The organism is Roseibium sp. LAB1 (assembly GCF_054658235.1).
In genome coordinates, this window is record NZ_BAAGIB010000003.1 from 109580 (window position 1) to 126691 (window position 17112).

Consider the following 17112-nt stretch of genomic DNA (forward strand, 5'->3'; position numbering starts at 1 on the left):
AACAGCTTGAAGTGGCAACGCTTCCGCCGACGCTCGCAAAAATTCACAAAGCCGCAAGAGTGGGCTAAGCTCGTTCGTGGAAAACACGGCGCAAAAAACCAAGTGTCATCCAGCTGTCGGAATAGTATGTTCTACGGCAAGCTTGAAGCACACTGGCCAGGTTCGGACTTCCTGTTCCGGCGAAGGTAATTCGGCAGGTGAAACAGACGGCAAGCTGTGAATCCTGTAAAGTGCGCCATAAGGAATACACGAGGGTGGAATGTCCATAATGCGGCAAGGGCTTTTTTCTCCCAGGAAACTGGTCAGGAAATTCACACCGGCAGCGATGCGCCCGGACGCCAGCCTTCCAAACGCACAGCGCATCGGACCTGCTCTGCAGACACCGGTCAAGACCGGCGAAACGCTTGGCCGGATTGGCTCTCTGGAAGTGCGGATGGCCCGCAACTTCAAGGAAGTGAAGAAGGCGCAGCGCCTGCGCTATGACGTTTTCTACGAGGAAATGTCGGCGATTGCGGATGCCCATACGCTGGCCACGCGCCGCGATGCCGACCCCTTCGATGCCTATTGCGACCACCTGCTGGTGGTTGACCACGACTTGCTGAAGCGCAACAAGCTGGGCCGCCTGAAACCCGAAATCGTAGGTACCTACCGGATCCTGCGCCAGGAAATCGCCGATCAACATACCGGTTTCTATACCGCTGCCGAATACGACATCCAGTCGCTGATCGATGCCAATCCCGGCAAGCGCTTCATGGAGCTCGGCCGGTCCTGCGTTCTGAAGCCCTACCGCAACAAGAAGACCGTCGAGCTGCTGTGGCACGGCATCTGGTCTTATGTCCTGCGCCACAACATCGATGTCATGCTCGGCTGTGCCTCGATCGAAGGCACCAATCCGGATGCCGTCGCCGGCCAGCTCGCCTTCCTTCATCACCATGCCCGTGCCCCGGAAGAATGGCGCGTGCGCGCGGTGGAAGACAGATACGTCGAAATGAACCGCATGTCGGCCGAGGAACTCAATTCCAAGGAAGCCCTGCGGGCCCTGCCGCCGCTGGTGAAGGGCTATTTGCGCCTTGGCGCGTTCATCGGCGACGGGGCCGTGATCGATCACCAGTTCGGCACGACGGACGTGCTGATCATCATGCCGGTGTCCGAACTCAACACGCGCTACGTCAATTATTACGGCGCCGACGCAAGCCGCTATTCCAGCTAAGCGCCTGGTGTTTCTGGCATTCCCTGCACCACTGCGGCCGGAACCATGGACCCGGACTGCCCGCCTTCTTGCGTCCGGGTGACAGCGGTTTCAGACGCTTTGCCTGCCCGGCTCGGCACCTCCCTCATTTCCCCCCGCAAATCACGCAATTCCCCGTAGCCTTAACGCCCCCTTAAATCGCCGCAATTTAAGCTCATCTCCGGGGAAACCGGCACTTTGCCGGATAACGCCAACCTGGTTGGTACGGAGTTAGGGGACGAAGGATCAATGGCGCCTCGGGCGAAACGCCAGCCGCGTGTTGAACCGACATTCGGAAATTCAGGCAGCAGCCTGCTCGACCTGCGTTTAAGCCCGCAGGATCGTCCAGCCGCGCCTTCTTCCAAATCGTCCGGCAAGGGCAAGACCCGCAAGGCTCCGGCCAAGAAAAAGCCCGCTTCCTCCACGCGCAAGACAGCCAAGAAAGGCAATGGCGGCGGCAGCGGACGGGGTGGTGGCCGGTCCGGCGCCAAGCGACGCAAGACCAAGCGCAAGAACAGGTTTCAGGCGCCGACGGCATTCGGCCGCTTCCTCAAGCGTGGCTTTTACTGGAGCATGGTGCTCGGCATCTGGGGCACCATCGCGGTTGTCTGCCTGGTCGGCTATTACGCCGCCTTTCTGCCGCCGACCTCCGAATGGCAGGTTCCGGCGCGCCCGCCCAACGTCAAGATCGTCGCCGCCAATGGCGAATTGCTGGCAAACCGGGGTGATACCGGCGGTGAGGCCGTGCGCCTGGAGCAGTTGCCTCCCTATCTGCCCAACGCCGTCATCGCCATCGAGGACCGGCGCTTTCGCTCCCATTTCGGTGTCGATCCCGTCGGCCTTGCGCGTGCCGTCTATACCAACTTCACCTCCGGCCGCCTGCAGCAGGGCGGCTCGACGCTGACGCAGCAGCTTGCCAAGAACCTGTTCCTGGAACAGGACAGGACGATCAAGCGCAAGATTCAGGAACTGGTGCTCGCCTTCTGGCTGGAAGCCGAATATTCCAAGGACGAGATCCTGGAAATGTACTTGAACCGGGTCTATCTCGGCTCCGGCGCCTATGGTGTGGATGCCGCGGCCCGGCGCTACTTCGGCAAGTCGGCACGGCTTTTGACCATTCCGGAAGCCGCCACCATTGCCGGTCTGCTCAAGGCGCCGTCGCGCTATTCTCCCGCCCGCAACCCCGACCTTGCCGAGGACCGGGCCCAGCTCGTTCTCGCCGCCATGCACGAGGAAGGCTACATCACCGGCGACGAGGCCAAGAACGCCCTTGCCGCGCCCGCCAAGGTTGTGCGCCGCTACACCACCGCCAGCGAGAACTACGCCGCCGACTGGGTGATGGACGTGCTGCCGCATTTCATCGGTTCGATCGAAGCCGATATCGTTGTCGACACCACCATCGACCCGAAGATGCAGCGGGCTGCCGAAAACGCACTGCGCAGCGCCCTGAAGGAGAACCGTCAGAAATACGGCGTCTCCCAGGGAGCGGTCGTGACGCTGGATACCGCTGGCGCCGTAAAGGCGCTGGTCGGCGGAGCCGATTATTCCAAGAGCCAGTTTAACCGCGCGGCCTATGCCAAGCGTCAACCGGGCTCGTCCTTCAAGCCGTTCGTCTATCTGGCCGCGCTCGAAAACGGCCTGTCGCCCCAGACCATCCGCCAGGACCAGCCGGTCCGGTTCGGCAACTGGTCGCCGAAAAACTATTCCAAGGACTATTACGGCCCGGTGACGCTGACACGGGCGCTCAGCCTGTCGCTCAACACCGTGGCCGCGCAGCTGACCTATGAGGTCGGCGCGGGAACCGTTGCCGACACCGCCAAGCGGCTCGGCGTGACCTCGGAAATGAAGAACAACCTGTCGATTGCGCTCGGAACCTCCGAAGTCACGCCGCTGGAAATCGCCGGTGCCTATGTGCCCTTTTCCAACGGAGGCTACGGCGTGCTGCCGCACGTGATCCGGCGGATCAAGACCGTGGACGGCAAGACGCTGTACTCACGCTCCGGCGACGGCCGTGGCCGCGTGATCGATCGCCGGCTGGTCGGTGAAATGAACATGATGATGTCGGAAACCCTGTTGACCGGCACAGGCCGAAAGGCACGGCTGGAAAGCGGACGTCCCGCCGGCGGCAAGACCGGTACCAGCCAGGATTTCCGCGACGCCTGGTTCATCGGCTATACCGGCAACCTGACCACCGCCGTCTGGTTCGGCAATGACGACAACTCGCCCACACGCAAGGCAACCGGCGGCGGGCTGCCCGCCACCGTGTGGAAAGAGGTGATGGACGCGGCACATGAGGGCCTGCCCATGGCGGACCTGCCCGGCGTCCCGGATGTGCCGGCAACCGTCTCCGCCCCGCGCAAACCCGGTCCGGTGGAAACCGTCGGCTCCGGCAGCGACCCGATCCCGCCAGCCCCCATTGGCGGCGGCGAAGGCAACGGCGAACGCCGCGGCCCGCTGAACCTGCTGCGCAATCTGTTTGGTGGCGGCTGATACCGAAGAAAATCGTTTACGGCTCAAATGGCCGTTTTCGAAGTCGTTTCAGGTGGTTTTGGGGGTCCCGATCGAGTTGGCAGCCCATCCTTCGAGACGGGCAGTTACAGCCATCCTCAGGATGAGGGTGATGCGTGCCGAGAGCCTTGGAACATCAACATATTGAACCTCATCCTGAGGAAGGCCAAAGGCCTGTCTCGAAGGATGGGCCCTTGCTCCACACAACGTTTTTCCGCAGACCCAGCGCTTTAATGTCCGTCTCAGCACTGATGGCTGTAGGTGAATACCAGCGTGTCGGTGGTGAAGCGGCCGGTCGGGCGGCAGCGGTTGAAGACTTCGCGGGTTCCGGTGACCGTGACCTGAAGCTGGTCGCCGCGCACCGGGCCTTCGACGAAATATTCCAGCGGTGATCCCGGGCAGTATTTGGAAAACACCCGGGCGGTGCCGGAATACCAGTTGCCGTTCTTGGCGCCGTTGAAGAGCAGCGTGCCGCGCTGGACACCGGCATTGCGCAACACGGGTTTAGGCACTTCGTAAGACAGCCAGCGTTGATTGCCCTGCGCCTGCAGGCGCATGAGCGAGCCGTTGTGGTTCCAGCAGCTGTCAGCCATGGCCTGACCGATGAAGGTCAGACCCGGCAAGACCAGCCCCAGCAAGGCCAGCGCGGCGGCTCTGATCGGATATTTCCAGACTGTCATGTTGCCTCTCCCAGCGTCCCCAGGGGAATCGAAGCACATTCTCCCGTGTTTGCAACTGGTTTTGCCGGGCGTGCCGTTTATCCTCTTGCCGCGATATGCGTCAGCAGGCCCTGGCGAACATGCGGCAGGTATGTTTCACCAAGCGGCGTTCCGGCGACGATGCGAAGGTCCAGATACGCCAGAGCGGGCAGCGAGGTAACCTTAGGCAGGTCGGCGGCGTGGAACCCGGCAAGGGCCGGAGACACGGCGACGCCGGCGCGGACGGCTGCCTCGATGACAATGAGGCCGGAGACTGTCGCCTTGGTGGTCCATTTCACGCCTTTTCCATCAAGTGCGGCAATGGCGGCATCGCGCATGGCGCATCTGTCGGCATAGACCGCAAGCGGTACGGCCCGCGGAGAGGCGGCCAGCGCCGCGCTGCCGAGCCAGACAAGCGGCACCCTGGCGACAAGCTCGCCGGTCCGGGAGCGTTCGGGCGACACCACGATTGCCAGATCGAACCGGGAGCCAAGCCCTGCCAGAAGCATTTGCGAGGGGCGGGTTTCCAGGTCGAGAAAGCAGGGCTCCGTACCGTCTTCCAGCGCCCGTAGTTTAGGCACCAGGCCGTAGGCCGCGATGTCGTCCGTAGCGCCGATGCGCAGATGCGGCCGTGCTGACGCCCCGCGCGCGGCGGACACCGCTTCGCGGTGCAAGGACAACAGATTGCAGGCGTGGCTGTAGAAGGTTTGTCCGGCGGGGGTCATCTCAACCGAACGGGTCGAGCGTTCGAACAGCTGAACGCCGAGTTCGGCTTCCAGGCCCTTGATTTGCTGGCTGACGGCGGACTGGGTGCGCCCGACATCTTCACCAGCGGCGCGAAAGCTCTGCCGGTCGCAGACGGCAACGAAGGTGCGCAGGACGTGTTCATCCATTGAGTAATTTTTCTTCTCAATAAGCCTCAAACTATTAATTTCACAATAGTACCGAATGCTGGCTATGTCCATTTGAGGAGACAAGCCATGACACATGCACAGACGAATGACACAGACCTGCAGGAATGCCAGCCGCACAGCGAAAAGCGGGTCTGTTTCGATTTCGAAATCGACTTCTCGAACGGTGGCGGCATCCAGGGACAGGGCTTCCGGCTCGATATCATGGGAAACGATATCCCGGACACGGAGCTTGCGGACTACATTGTGCGCGACATGCGGCTGTTGATGGTCGGTGAGGTTCGCATCCTCAACAAGACGATCATAACGGAAGCGCACAAGCGCAAACCGGCGACCGAAGGCCAGCCGGAGACCCGCCGGTGAGGGGACGGGACATAGCGCTCGCGCTCCTTGTCGTGTCTGTCTGGGGGGTGAATTTCGTGGTCATCAAGATCGGCCTGCAAGAACTGCCACCGATCCTGTTCGCAGCCTTGCGCTTTGCCCTGGCAGCCTTGCCGGCGGTGTTTTTCCTGAAGCGACCCCGCACGGCGATAAAGCTGGTCGTCCTGTTCGGCCTGTTCATGTTCGCGCTGCAGTTCGGTCTTCTGTTTGCCGGCATGTATGTGGGGATGCCGGCCGGGCTGGCTTCGCTGATCCTGCAGGCTCACGTGTTCATCACCATTGCACTTGCCGTGGCCTTTCTGGGTGAAACGGCCGGGCGGGCGCAGATTTTCGGGGCTCTTCTTGCCGCTGCGGGCCTCGGTCTTGTGGCCTTTAACCTGAGCGGCAGCACAACGCTGACCGGGCTTTTTCTGGTCGTTCTGGCCGCCTGTTCCTGGGCGATCGCCAATCTCGTTACCAAGCGGATCGGATCTGTCGACCTGCTGTCGCTGGTTGCCTGGGGCAGCCTTGTGGCCCCGGTGCCGCTGTTGCTTCTGTCAGCCGTTATCGAAGGGCCCGGGGTCTACCGGCAGGTCTATGAAACCGTGACCTGGCGCGGAATTCTGGCCTTGTTTTACATCGTCTACCCGACGACCTTGCTGGGCTTTTCGGTGTGGAGCGGGCTCCTGGCCAGATATCCGGCCGCGACCGTTGCGCCCTTCACCTTGCTGGTGCCGATTGTCGGCATGGTGTCCGCCGCCCTTGTTCTGGGCGAACCCTTGCAGCGGTGGAAACTGGGCGCGGCAGCGCTGGTGGTGTCGGGACTTTGCATCAATCTGTTCGGATGGCCATCCGCCGCGCGATTGCGGCGGATAACCGGGTGGCGCGGGGTGTGAAAACCTTCGGCGTCAACCGTATCCGTGCAGGCGGACGCCGTTCTGCTTCAGCCAGACGCGGGCCCTCGGCGTCTGTGGGGCAAGCTCCTCGCACAGGCGCCAGAAGCGCGCCGAATGGTTCATTTCCTTCAGATGCGCCACCTCGTGGGCCGCGACATAGTCGAGGATTTCGGGCGGGGCGAGAATGAGCCGCCAGGAAAAGGACAGCCGCCCGTTGGATGCGCAGGAGCCCCAGCGGCTGGTGGTGTCGCGGATGCTGATCGCGGCGACCTTCTTGCCGATGGTCGCAGCATGAAGGGCGGTGCGCGTCGTGAGGTCGGTGCGGGCCTGCTCCTTCAGCCATGTGGTGACCTTGCGCGGAATGTGATCTTCGGCACCCGGAACGAAAAGCGCCGGAAGCTCCGTCTCGGTGCGGCCCAGCGTGATCAGTCCGCGCAGCTTGCCCGTCGGCACGATGAGATGATCTTCACCACGCAGCGGCACGGTTTCCCCGGGCAGGAAGGTGACATGGTCCGGCCTGTCCTGCAGCCGTTCGATCAGCCAGTCGATATGCTGGCGCGCGAACCGCTCGGCACGGGCAAGATCTCCACCCTTGGGAACGGTGAGCACCGGGCCGGAGCGGTCTGCCGGCAAACGCAGGAGATAGCGCTGCGCCCGTGGATTGGCCTTGAGGCGAATGCGCACGGCTCTGGCGCCGGTGTCGATCTCGATATGGTCGGGCAGCGATTTCTTGCCGGCGCGGAGAAACATCAAGGGCGAAGGTCCAACGAATCAGTTGTGTCGATTTTAGCGAACTTGCGAGCGATTTCGCGGCAATTCTGAAGGCGAAGACATATTGGAATTATGGCGCCCGGACAAAGGGTGGCAGAGATGCTTGCCCTGGAACGGACAAGAGCGGCGCCTTTGCAGGCGCCGCTCTTGGTCTGGCCATCGGGGAACGGGTCCGGGAGGAGGAGACTTTACAACGGTGCGGCTTCGCCGCCGTTGCTGCGGCCCCGGTTGGCCATGAAGCGGTCGAATTCTTCCTGGTCGCGCGCACGGCGCAGCTCACGGAGGAAATCGTCGAACTCGGCGCGCATGGTGTCGAGCTTTGCCCGCTCTTCTTCCAGGCGCTTCAGTTCACGCTCACGATAGTCGTCAAATGCGACGTTGCCCGTGCGGGCATGGGAAGTCGTGTTCATCTGCTCGAAGGCTCCCTTCAGCGGGCTGCCCCGCCACTGATCTTTCGCATCGCGGAGCATGCCTTCAAAGCGGTCGCCCCACAGAATGTAGGCAAGCATGGCAAGCCCAAGCGGCCAGAATGCCACAAACCCCAGCACCATCAGGCCGATAGTTACCGGCGTCCAGGCAGGTTTGATCATGCAACTTTTAGCTGTTGTCATCGTCCTATCCATTTCAGACATCCACGACTTTCCAAGTGGGGATTATCGCAGGCGCCTTCAAGGATTCGTGACGGGGATCACAGAAATCCAGGACCCAAAAACCCGGCCGGCAAAGTTGCGGACCGGGCCTACTTCATTGATTTATAAATAAAAGACGAGACGGATCAGTCGAAAGGTCCGTCGATCACATGTTGTGCCGAATAATTCGCCAGGAGCTTTTCGCGGTGCCACTCGGCCGCCATCGGCGCGTTGGCATACTCGTGGAAGCAGGGTGTGCCGAGCGTGAAATGCAGAAGTTTCGCGTCGGGGTTGGGGCCGAATTCATCCGGCAGCCAGTTCCATTCCTTCGGCAGTTCGCCAACGAGATCGTCGTCCAGCCAGGTGAAGCGGTGCAGCTGGGCGCCGGTCGCATTCATCACGAAGTCGGGCGTCACCACCTTGTTGGCCGGATGACCGCAGTTCCATAGCACCACGCTGGACCAGTTCTTGCGCGGGTAGTTCTCGTTCTTCGAGCCGAGATACTTGGTGGTCTGCCGGGTCTGGTAGTCATGATGGACGCACATGACCGCCTTGCTCTCGTCACGCATGGCGAACAGCTTGGCAATGTCGTCCCGCACGATCATGTCACCGTCCATGAACAACGCCCAACCGTTGTAGTTCATCAGGCTCGGGATCAGAAAGCGGGTGTAGATGAAGTGATTGGACCCATCGGTGTGGGTCTCGTTGTAGGTCTTCAGGTTGTGCAACGACAGCGGCGTGATCGCCAGCACGTCGCTTGAAAGCCGGGTCAGGCTGTTGGCGCAAACATGATAGGCAATTGCTTCACGCGGATCGAAACCAATAAAAATATTGAGCACTACAGAAACCTCCGGCCTCGCTGTCTGACCGGCACTTGTATTTGGCCGAAAGCCCAGAATCAATAGCGGCGGACGGGCCGCCGCCAATAACCGGACTATTTGAGACAAGTTAAAGGCACCCGGGCGGGTGCCTTTACCGATGCGGCGTTCAGCTCACCGTTTCGGAAAGCTGCCTGGCCTGCTCGATCCAGTTGTCCCGGGCAATCCGTCCGCGGAAATCGAGCTTGGTGTCCAAAGCCTCGATCTGCTCGTCTGTCAGGCCCGCGATCTGCCAGAAGTGGAAGATACCGGCTTCATTGAGCGCGGATTCCAGTTTCGGGCCGACACCACTGATCGACTTCAGGTCGTCCGCGGCACCGTCCGGCTTGGTCAGGAGAATGCTCTCCAGAGAATTGCCGGTGCTTTTTGCGGCCGGTTTGGCCTTGGCAGGTGCCGGAGCTGTTTTGACGGTCTGTGCGGCTGCCGGAGACTTGGCGGGAGCTTTTGCCGGTGTCTTATCCGGTGTCTTTTCCGGCGCGGCAGCAGGTGCAGCGGCCTTGACGGCCGGAGCCTTAGCTGCGGTAGCCGGCCGGCGCAGGTCCGTGCGGTTGGAGCGGATGAAGTCCATGACCCGCGGTGCAATTTCGGCCCGCCAGCGCGATCCGTTGAAGACGCCATAATGGCCGACGTTCGGCTGCTCGTAGTGTGCCTTCATGTCGTCGTCCAGACCGGTGCAAAGCGCATGTGCCGCCTTGGTCTGGCCGCGGCCGGTAATGTCGTCCTTCTCGCCTTCCACCGTCAGCATGGCAGTGCGGGTGATCTTGCTGCAGTCGACCAGACGGCCGTTGTGCATCATCGTGCCGTTTGGCAGGGCATGATCGATAAAGACCGTTTCGACGGTCTGCAGATAGAACTCGGCGGTCAGATCCATGACAGCCAGATATTCGTCATAGAAGTCGCGATGCTTTTCCGCGTTGTCACCATCGCCTTCCACCAGATGCTGGAAGAAGTCCCGGTGCGCGGTCACATGCCGGTCGAGGTTCATGCTCATGAACCCGGACAGCTGCAGGAACCCTGGATAAACGTCCCGCATGAAGCCCGGATGCGGGAAGGGAACCTTCATGATCACGTTGTTCTTGAACCAGTCGATGCCCTTGGAAACGGCCAGGTCGTTGACTGCCGTCGGAGCAACGCGGGTGTCGATCGGGCCGCCCATCAGCGTCATGGTAGAAGGCACATAGGGGTCTTCACGGTCTTCCATGACCGCGACCGCTGCCAGTACCGGCACGGACGGCTGACACACGCCGAGAATGTGCGTGTCCGGTCCCAGGAAGTGCAGCATCGAGATGATATAATCGATATAATCATCAAGGTCGAACTTGCCGTCCTGTATCGGAACCATGCGGGCGTCGATCCAGTCGGTGATATAGACATCCGCATTCGGCATCAGCGCTTCCACCGTGCCGCGCAGCAGCGTGGCGTAGTGACCGGACATCGGTGCGACAATCAGGATCTTGGGATCGTTGCGGTGCGAAGTGACCCCGCGCTCGAAATGGATCAGGTCGCAGAACGGACGGCTCCAGACGCTGACTTCACGCACAGGAACGCGCATACCGCTGACGGTGGTTTCCTTCAGCCCGAATTCCGGTTTGCCATAGCGGCGCGTGGTGCGTTCAAGCACTTCGCAACCGGCGGCAATGGACCGGCCGTAACTGGTATGAGTCAGCGGATTGAGGGGGTTCTGGAAGTAAAGCCGAGTCATGTCGGCCAAAGCTCTGAAGGGCGCCATCGCGGCGTGGTTCAGTTCGTAAAGGTGGTAAAACGGCAAAGACGTCTCTCCTTTGCTGAACCAAGTGGTGCCGGCCCCATTGGCATTGTTTGTAAACATTTATTTCGGCCCGTCTCTTCTTGCACCATCTATTGCATTGCAACAGGATAGCTATACCTGTTGCAGCCCGCAATACTTCTAATTGGTATGTGAAGACCCGCCTAAGTGCTCAGGATCACGGCGAAAGACATTTTCGCATCAAATCACTGTGCAATGCAAAAGACCCAATAGAACATTTAAATCAATTTGGTAGCTTTATATTTACAACGTTCCAGAACGGCTCAGGCGGCCAGATCTGCGACCACCGCATCGAGCACGAAAAAACCTTCCCGGGTGGCGCGAATGCGGTTTTCCCCGATTTCTTCCACCATTCCATGCTCCATCAAGGCCGCCAGACGGTTCGGATCGATGGACCGGCTTGCATATCGCTCGTAACGATTCAGGTCGATCCCCTCGGTCAGGCGCAGGCCCATGAGCAGAAACTCGTCGCCCTGTTCCTCTTCGGAAAGGCCCGCGTTTTCGACCAATGCGTGACCGTGGCTTTCGACATTTTCCAGCCAGGTTTCGGGATGGCGCTCGGTTGCGGTTGCCAGCCGGCTGGCACCAACGGTGATGCGGCCATGAGCACCGGGGCCGACGCCGACATAATCGCCATAGCGCCAATAGACCAGATTGTGCCGGCATTCCGCGCCCGGACGGGCGTGGTTGGAAACCTCATAGGCCGGCAGGCCGGCAGCGGCGGTCACATCCTGCGTCAGTTCGTAGAACTGCGCGCCGAGATCGGGGTCCGGCACTTTCAGCTTGCCCGCGTGGAACAGCGTGTGAAAGGGCGTGCCTTCCTCAATCGTGAGCTGGTAGAGCGACAGGTGATCGGCAGCGAGTGCGATGGCCTCATTCAATTCCTGCTCCCAGCCGGCCAGCGTCTGGCCCGGGCGGGCATAGATGAGGTCGAAGGAAAGGCGCGGAAAGGTGGCGCGTGCAGTTTCGATGGCGGTGCGGGCGGTGCGCGCATCGTGCAGGCGGCCGAGCAGCCGCAGATCCGTGTCGATCAGCGACTGCACACCAAGCGAGACCCGATTGACGCCTGCAGCCCGATAGCCGCGAAAGCGTTCGGCCTCGACCGACGAGGGATTGGCTTCCAGAGAAATCTCGACATTTTCATCCATCGACCAGCGATCGGAAACCGCTGTCAGGATGCGCTCGACTGTCGCCGGTTCCATGAGCGAGGGTGTGCCGCCGCCCAGAAACACGGACTGAACCGTCTTGCCTTTCGTCAGATTGGCAAAATGAGACAGTTCGCGCTCGAAAGCGGCCGCGAAGCGGGCCTGGTCGACCGGCTGATGGCGAACATGGGAATTGAAGTCGCAATAAGGGCATTTGGCCGCGCAGAACGGCCAGTGAATATAAATGCCGAATCCCCCTTCGGCCGCCCCCGCAGTGCTCACGTTTTATCCTTCCAGGCAGCCGGCTGAAAAGAGCTGGAATGCCCGTGCCCTGTGGGAAAGGGCCGATCCGTCCTTGGACCAGCCGTGTTTTTCGTCCGAGGTCATTTCACCGAAAGTGCGCTCGTGACCGTCCGGCAGGAAGACCGGATCGTAACCGAAGCCCTGCGTGCCGCGGGGTGGCCAGACGATCTGTCCTTCGACCTCGCCGCGGAAGTATTCCTCGCTGCCATCCGGCCAGGCTAGGCACAGCACGGCCACGAAGGATCCCCGGCGCTGCTCGTCTTTGGTTGCGCCAAGTGCCTGCAGCTTTTCTTCCACGGTGCGCATGGCCATCGCAAAGTCCTTGTCCGGCCCTGCCCAGCGCGCGGAATAGATGCCCGGATCACCGTTCAGCGCCGCAACACAGAACCCGCTGTCGTCGGCAAGCGCGGGCAGGCCCGAAGCCTTGGCCGCGGCGTGGGCCTTGATGCCTGCGTTTTCCTCGAACGTGACACCTGTCTCGTTCGGTGATATAGACATCCGCATTCGGCATCAGCGCTTCCACCGTGCCGCGCAGCAGCGTGGCGTAGTGACCGGACATCGGTGCGACAATCAGGATCTTGGGATCGTTGCGGTGCGAAGTGACCCCGCGCTCGAAATGGATCAGGTCGCAGAACGGACGGCTCCAGACGCTGACTTCACGCACAGGAACGCGCATACCGCTGACGGTGGTTTCCTTCAGCCCGAATTCCGGTTTGCCATAGCGGCGCGTGGTGCGTTCAAGCACTTCGCAACCGGCGGCAATGGACCGGCCGTAACTGGTATGAGTCAGCGGATTGAGGGGGTTCTGGAAGTAAAGCCGAGTCATGTCGGCCAAAGCTCTGAAGGGCGCCATCGCGGCGTGGTTCAGTTCGTAAAGGTGGTAAAACGGCAAAGACGTCTCTCCTTTGCTGAACCAAGTGGTGCCGGCCCCATTGGCATTGTTTGTAAACATTTATTTCGGCCCGTCTCTTCTTGCACCATCTATTGCATTGCAACAGGATAGCTATACCTGTTGCAGCCCGCAATACTTCTAATTGGTATGTGAAGACCCGCCTAAGTGCTCAGGATCACGGCGAAAGACATTTTCGCATCAAATCACTGTGCAATGCAAAAGACCCAATAGAACATTTAAATCAATTTGGTAGCTTTATATTTACAACGTTCCAGAACGGCTCAGGCGGCCAGATCTGCGACCACCGCATCGAGCACGAAAAAACCTTCCCGGGTGGCGCGAATGCGGTTTTCCCCGATTTCTTCCACCATTCCATGCTCCATCAAGGCCGCCAGACGGTTCGGATCGATGGACCGGCTTGCATATCGCTCGTAACGATTCAGGTCGATCCCCTCGGTCAGGCGCAGGCCCATGAGCAGAAACTCGTCGCCCTGTTCCTCTTCGGAAAGGCCCGCGTTTTCGACCAATGCGTGACCGTGGCTTTCGACATTTTCCAGCCAGGTTTCGGGATGGCGCTCGGTTGCGGTTGCCAGCCGGCTGGCACCAACGGTGATGCGGCCATGAGCACCGGGGCCGACGCCGACATAATCGCCATAGCGCCAATAGACCAGATTGTGCCGGCATTCCGCGCCCGGACGGGCGTGGTTGGAAACCTCATAGGCCGGCAGGCCGGCAGCGGCGGTCACATCCTGCGTCAGTTCGTAGAACTGCGCGCCGAGATCGGGGTCCGGCACTTTCAGCTTGCCCGCGTGGAACAGCGTGTGAAAGGGCGTGCCTTCCTCAATCGTGAGCTGGTAGAGCGACAGGTGATCGGCAGCGAGTGCGATGGCCTCATTCAATTCCTGCTCCCAGCCGGCCAGCGTCTGGCCCGGGCGGGCATAGATGAGGTCGAAGGAAAGGCGCGGAAAGGTGGCGCGTGCAGTTTCGATGGCGGTGCGGGCGGTGCGCGCATCGTGCAGGCGGCCGAGCAGCCGCAGATCCGTGTCGATCAGCGACTGCACACCAAGCGAGACCCGATTGACGCCTGCAGCCCGATAGCCGCGAAAGCGTTCGGCCTCGACCGACGAGGGATTGGCTTCCAGAGAAATCTCGACATTTTCATCCATCGACCAGCGATCGGAAACCGCTGTCAGGATGCGCTCGACTGTCGCCGGTTCCATGAGCGAGGGTGTGCCGCCGCCCAGAAACACGGACTGAACCGTCTTGCCTTTCGTCAGATTGGCAAAATGAGACAGTTCGCGCTCGAAAGCGGCCGCGAAGCGGGCCTGGTCGACCGGCTGATGGCGAACATGGGAATTGAAGTCGCAATAAGGGCATTTGGCCGCGCAGAACGGCCAGTGAATATAAATGCCGAATCCCCCTTCGGCCGCCCCCGCAGTGCTCACGTTTTATCCTTCCAGGCAGCCGGCTGAAAAGAGCTGGAATGCCCGTGCCCTGTGGGAAAGGGCCGATCCGTCCTTGGACCAGCCGTGTTTTTCGTCCGAGGTCATTTCACCGAAAGTGCGCTCGTGACCGTCCGGCAGGAAGACCGGATCGTAACCGAAGCCCTGCGTGCCGCGGGGTGGCCAGACGATCTGTCCTTCGACCTCGCCGCGGAAGTATTCCTCGCTGCCATCCGGCCAGGCTAGGCACAGCACGGCCACGAAGGATCCCCGGCGCTGCTCGTCTTTGGTTGCGCCAAGTGCCTGCAGCTTTTCTTCCACGGTGCGCATGGCCATCGCAAAGTCCTTGTCCGGCCCTGCCCAGCGCGCGGAATAGATGCCCGGATCACCGTTCAGCGCCGCAACACAGAACCCGCTGTCGTCGGCAAGCGCGGGCAGGCCCGAAGCCTTGGCCGCGGCGTGGGCCTTGATGCCTGCGTTTTCCTCGAACGTGACACCTGTCTCGTCCGGTTCCGGCAGGTCCAGATCTCCCGCGGAGATCACTTCGAAGCCGTAAGGCTGAAGCAGTTCGTTGATCTCGCGGATCTTGCCCTTGTTGTGGCTTGCGACAACCAGTTTGCCCGGTTCCAGCTTGCGGTGGCTCATGGTTTGGCGCCCTTAGAGAATGGCCATTTTCTGAAGATCGACGAGCTTGCCGATGCCCAGCTTGGCAAGGCCCAGAAGCTTGCCGAATTCCTCTTCGGAGAACGGTGCGCCTTCCGCCGTGCCCTGGATCTCGACGATGCCGCCGGAGCCGGTCAGGACGAAGTTGGCATCCGTTTCGGCGGTGCTGTCCTCGGCGTAGTCGAGATCGAGAACCGGTGCGCCTTCGTAGATGCCGCAGGAAATGGCGGCGATATGATCCTTCAGGACCTCGCCAGACACCATGTCACGGGCTTTCATCCACTCGATGCAGTCGCGCAGGGCGACCCAGGCACCGGTGATGGCTGCCGTACGGGTGCCGCCATCGGCCTGGATGACGTCGCAATCGACCGTGATCTGGTTCTCGCCGAGCGCTTCCAGGCTGACAACGGCACGCAGGGAGCGGCCGATCAGGCGCTGGATTTCCTGCGTCCGGCCAGACTGCTTGCCGGCGCTGGCTTCGCGGCGCATGCGATCGCCCGTGGCGCGTGGCAGCATGCCATATTCAGCCGTCACCCAGCCGCGGTTCTGTCCGCGCAACCAGGGCGGAACCCGCTCTTCCAGGCTGGCGGTGCACAATACGTGGGTGTCGCCGAACTTGACGAGGCAAGACCCCTCGGCATGTTTGGAGACCCCGCGCTCCAGCGTGACCGCACGGAGTTCATCGGCTGCGCGTTTGGACGGACGCATGCATATCCCTTTCGACTTTCTTTCCGGAAAAACCGCCGTTTCTCCAGTATATTCGTTGAGGCCTTGTAGACCCCAACTTCCTCCGTCGTAAAGGCCTTGCGTTGTGATACTTCACGCAAGACCCCTTTTGCGCCTATATCTCTTCATGAAATCCCGGTCGACCCGGTGAGCGGTCACATTCGGAGAACAAGCCTTGAGCCTCAGCGACCTCGACAAGAGATCCCGTGAAATCTTCCGTTCGATCGTGGAAACATATCTGGAGACCGGCGAACCTGTCGGATCCCGGAATGTTTCGCGCAAACTCGGCATTTCCCTGTCGCCTGCCTCGGTCCGCAACGTGATGTCGGATCTGGAACATCTGGGTCTCCTGCATTCGCCCCATACCAGCGCCGGCAGGCTACCGACCGAAATCGGGCTGCGCTTCTTCGTCGATGCGCTGCTGGAAGTGGGTGACCTGACCCAGGACGAACGCCGGGCGATCGATGCCCAGGTGCGGGCATCGCAGAAAGCCAATTCCGCCGAACAGGTACTGACGGAAGCCAGCCAGATGCTGTCCGGTCTTTCCATGGGTGCCGGCGTGGTTCTGACCCACAAGTCGGACATGCGCCTGAAACACATCGAATTCGTGCGCATCGAACCGCTGAAGGCCTTGGCGATCCTTGTGAGCGAAGACGGGTCCGTTGAAAACCGCGTGGTCGATCTGCCGGGCGACCTGCCGTCCTCGGCGCTGGTGGAAGCCGGCAATTACCTGAATGCCCAGATCAAGGGGCGGACCTTGTCTGAAATCCGTTCCGAACTGGAAAAGGTGCGCGACGCGGATCAGGCTGAACTCGATCTCCTGAGCCAGAAGGTCATTGATGCGGGTCTTGCGGTCTGGGGTGGTGAAAGCGCCACCGATCCGGGCACGCTGATCGTACGGGGCCGGTCCAACCTCCTGACCGACCTCGACGCGGTCGAGGATCTGGAGCGCATCCGCCTGCTGTTCGACGACCTTGAAAGCAAGAAGGACCTGATCCAATTGCTGGGTCTCGCCGAAAAGGGCGACGGCGTGCGCATCTTCATCGGGTCGGAGAACAACCTGTTCTCGCTATCCGGATCTTCCCTGGTGGTGTCGCCCTACAGGGACAGCAACCAGCGCATTGTCGGCGTTCTCGGCGTCATCGGCCCGACCCGGCTGAACTACGCCCGGGTGATCCCGATGGTCGATTACACGGCCCGGCTGGTCAGCCGGATCCTCGGATAAGCGCGCAGGCGTCCGGTTTCTCCAGGCCGGCGAGGGCTTGACCTGCCGCCC

General features: G+C 61.0%; 16 protein-coding genes and 1 pseudogene. 5 read left to right on the top strand and 12 right to left on the bottom strand.

Annotated features, from left to right (window positions below; translation table 11 throughout):
• Positions 1-268: 268 nt before the first annotated feature.
• Complete coding sequence (gene olsB / locus ACYQ54_RS18375) at positions 269-1210, top strand: l-ornithine N(alpha)-acyltransferase (protein WP_460086097.1); 942 nt, start codon at positions 269-271, stop codon at positions 1208-1210.
• A 267-nt stretch (positions 1211-1477) separates the two neighbouring features.
• Positions 1478-3718, top strand: coding sequence for a transglycosylase domain-containing protein (locus tag ACYQ54_RS18380; RefSeq protein ID WP_460085144.1), 2241 nt, complete (start codon positions 1478-1480; stop codon positions 3716-3718).
• 260 nt (positions 3719-3978) lie between these two features.
• Here the strand turns inward: ACYQ54_RS18380 and ACYQ54_RS18385 are convergent, their stop codons facing one another.
• On the bottom strand, positions 3979-4416 hold the full coding sequence (locus ACYQ54_RS18385; RefSeq protein ID WP_460085147.1) for a hypothetical protein: 438 nt from the start codon (positions 4414-4416) through the stop codon (positions 3979-3981).
• A 77-nt stretch (positions 4417-4493) separates the two neighbouring features.
• A complete protein-coding gene (locus tag ACYQ54_RS18390; protein WP_460085149.1) occupies positions 4494-5327 on the bottom strand; it encodes a LysR family transcriptional regulator in 834 nt (277 codons plus the stop codon).
• A gap of 87 nt (positions 5328-5414) precedes the next feature.
• Between ACYQ54_RS18390 and ACYQ54_RS18395 the strand changes: the two genes are divergently transcribed.
• Positions 5415-5708 carry a hypothetical protein gene (locus ACYQ54_RS18395; RefSeq protein WP_460085152.1) on the top strand — a complete coding sequence of 98 codons (294 nt, stop codon included), beginning with the start codon at positions 5415-5417 and terminating at the stop codon, positions 5706-5708.
• A complete protein-coding gene (locus tag ACYQ54_RS18400; RefSeq protein ID WP_460085154.1) occupies positions 5705-6601 on the top strand; it encodes an EamA family transporter in 897 nt (298 codons plus the stop codon). The genes ACYQ54_RS18395 and ACYQ54_RS18400 overlap by 4 nt, the downstream gene beginning before the upstream one ends.
• A 12-nt stretch (positions 6602-6613) precedes the next feature.
• Here ACYQ54_RS18400 and ACYQ54_RS18405 read toward each other — a convergent pair whose 3' ends face one another.
• The 10 genes and pseudogenes from ACYQ54_RS18405 to rph form a co-directional block, all read right to left on the bottom strand.
• Positions 6614-7351 carry a M48 family metallopeptidase gene (locus ACYQ54_RS18405; RefSeq protein WP_460086099.1) on the bottom strand — a complete coding sequence of 246 codons (738 nt, stop codon included), beginning with the start codon at positions 7349-7351 and terminating at the stop codon, positions 6614-6616.
• Positions 7352-7560: 209 nt separating this feature from the next.
• Positions 7561-7983, bottom strand: coding sequence for a DUF2852 domain-containing protein (locus ACYQ54_RS18410; RefSeq protein ID WP_460085157.1), 423 nt, complete (start codon positions 7981-7983; stop codon positions 7561-7563).
• A 164-nt stretch (positions 7984-8147) separates the two neighbouring features.
• A complete protein-coding gene (locus ACYQ54_RS18415) occupies positions 8148-8840 on the bottom strand; it encodes a glycosyltransferase (RefSeq protein WP_460085159.1) in 693 nt (230 codons plus the stop codon).
• 148 nt (positions 8841-8988) lie between these two features.
• A complete protein-coding gene (gene phaZ, locus ACYQ54_RS18420; RefSeq protein ID WP_460085162.1) occupies positions 8989-10647 on the bottom strand; it encodes a polyhydroxyalkanoate depolymerase in 1659 nt (552 codons plus the stop codon).
• 281 nt (positions 10648-10928) lie between these two features.
• Complete coding sequence (gene hemW / locus ACYQ54_RS18425; RefSeq protein WP_460085165.1) at positions 10929-12092, bottom strand: radical SAM family heme chaperone HemW; 1164 nt, start codon at positions 12090-12092, stop codon at positions 10929-10931.
• Positions 12093-12095: 3 nt separating this feature from the next.
• Positions 12096-12611, bottom strand: a complete 516-nt coding sequence (locus ACYQ54_RS18430) for a non-canonical purine NTP pyrophosphatase (protein WP_460085167.1) — start codon at positions 12609-12611, stop codon at positions 12096-12098.
• Positions 12595-12966, bottom strand: a pseudogene (locus ACYQ54_RS18435) (polyhydroxyalkanoate depolymerase); the annotation flags it as partial. The pseudogene ACYQ54_RS18435 and the gene ACYQ54_RS18430, both read right to left, overlap by 17 nt.
• A 320-nt stretch (positions 12967-13286) precedes the next feature.
• The gene (gene hemW, locus ACYQ54_RS18440) at positions 13287-14450 is read right to left on the bottom strand and encodes a radical SAM family heme chaperone HemW (RefSeq protein ID WP_460085165.1); all 1164 of its coding nucleotides are present in this window, start codon (positions 14448-14450) and stop codon (positions 13287-13289) included.
• Between the two features lie 3 nt (positions 14451-14453).
• On the bottom strand, positions 14454-15092 hold the full coding sequence (gene rdgB, locus ACYQ54_RS18445) for an RdgB/HAM1 family non-canonical purine NTP pyrophosphatase (protein ID WP_460085170.1): 639 nt from the start codon (positions 15090-15092) through the stop codon (positions 14454-14456).
• A gap of 12 nt (positions 15093-15104) precedes the next feature.
• A complete protein-coding gene (gene rph, locus ACYQ54_RS18450; RefSeq protein ID WP_460085173.1) occupies positions 15105-15818 on the bottom strand; it encodes a ribonuclease PH in 714 nt (237 codons plus the stop codon).
• Positions 15819-16011: 193 nt separating this feature from the next.
• On the opposite strand from rph, the gene hrcA reads away from it, so the two are divergent.
• Positions 16012-17061, top strand: coding sequence for a heat-inducible transcriptional repressor HrcA (gene hrcA, locus ACYQ54_RS18455; protein ID WP_460085176.1), 1050 nt, complete (start codon positions 16012-16014; stop codon positions 17059-17061).
• Positions 17062-17112: the final 51 nt, after the last annotated feature.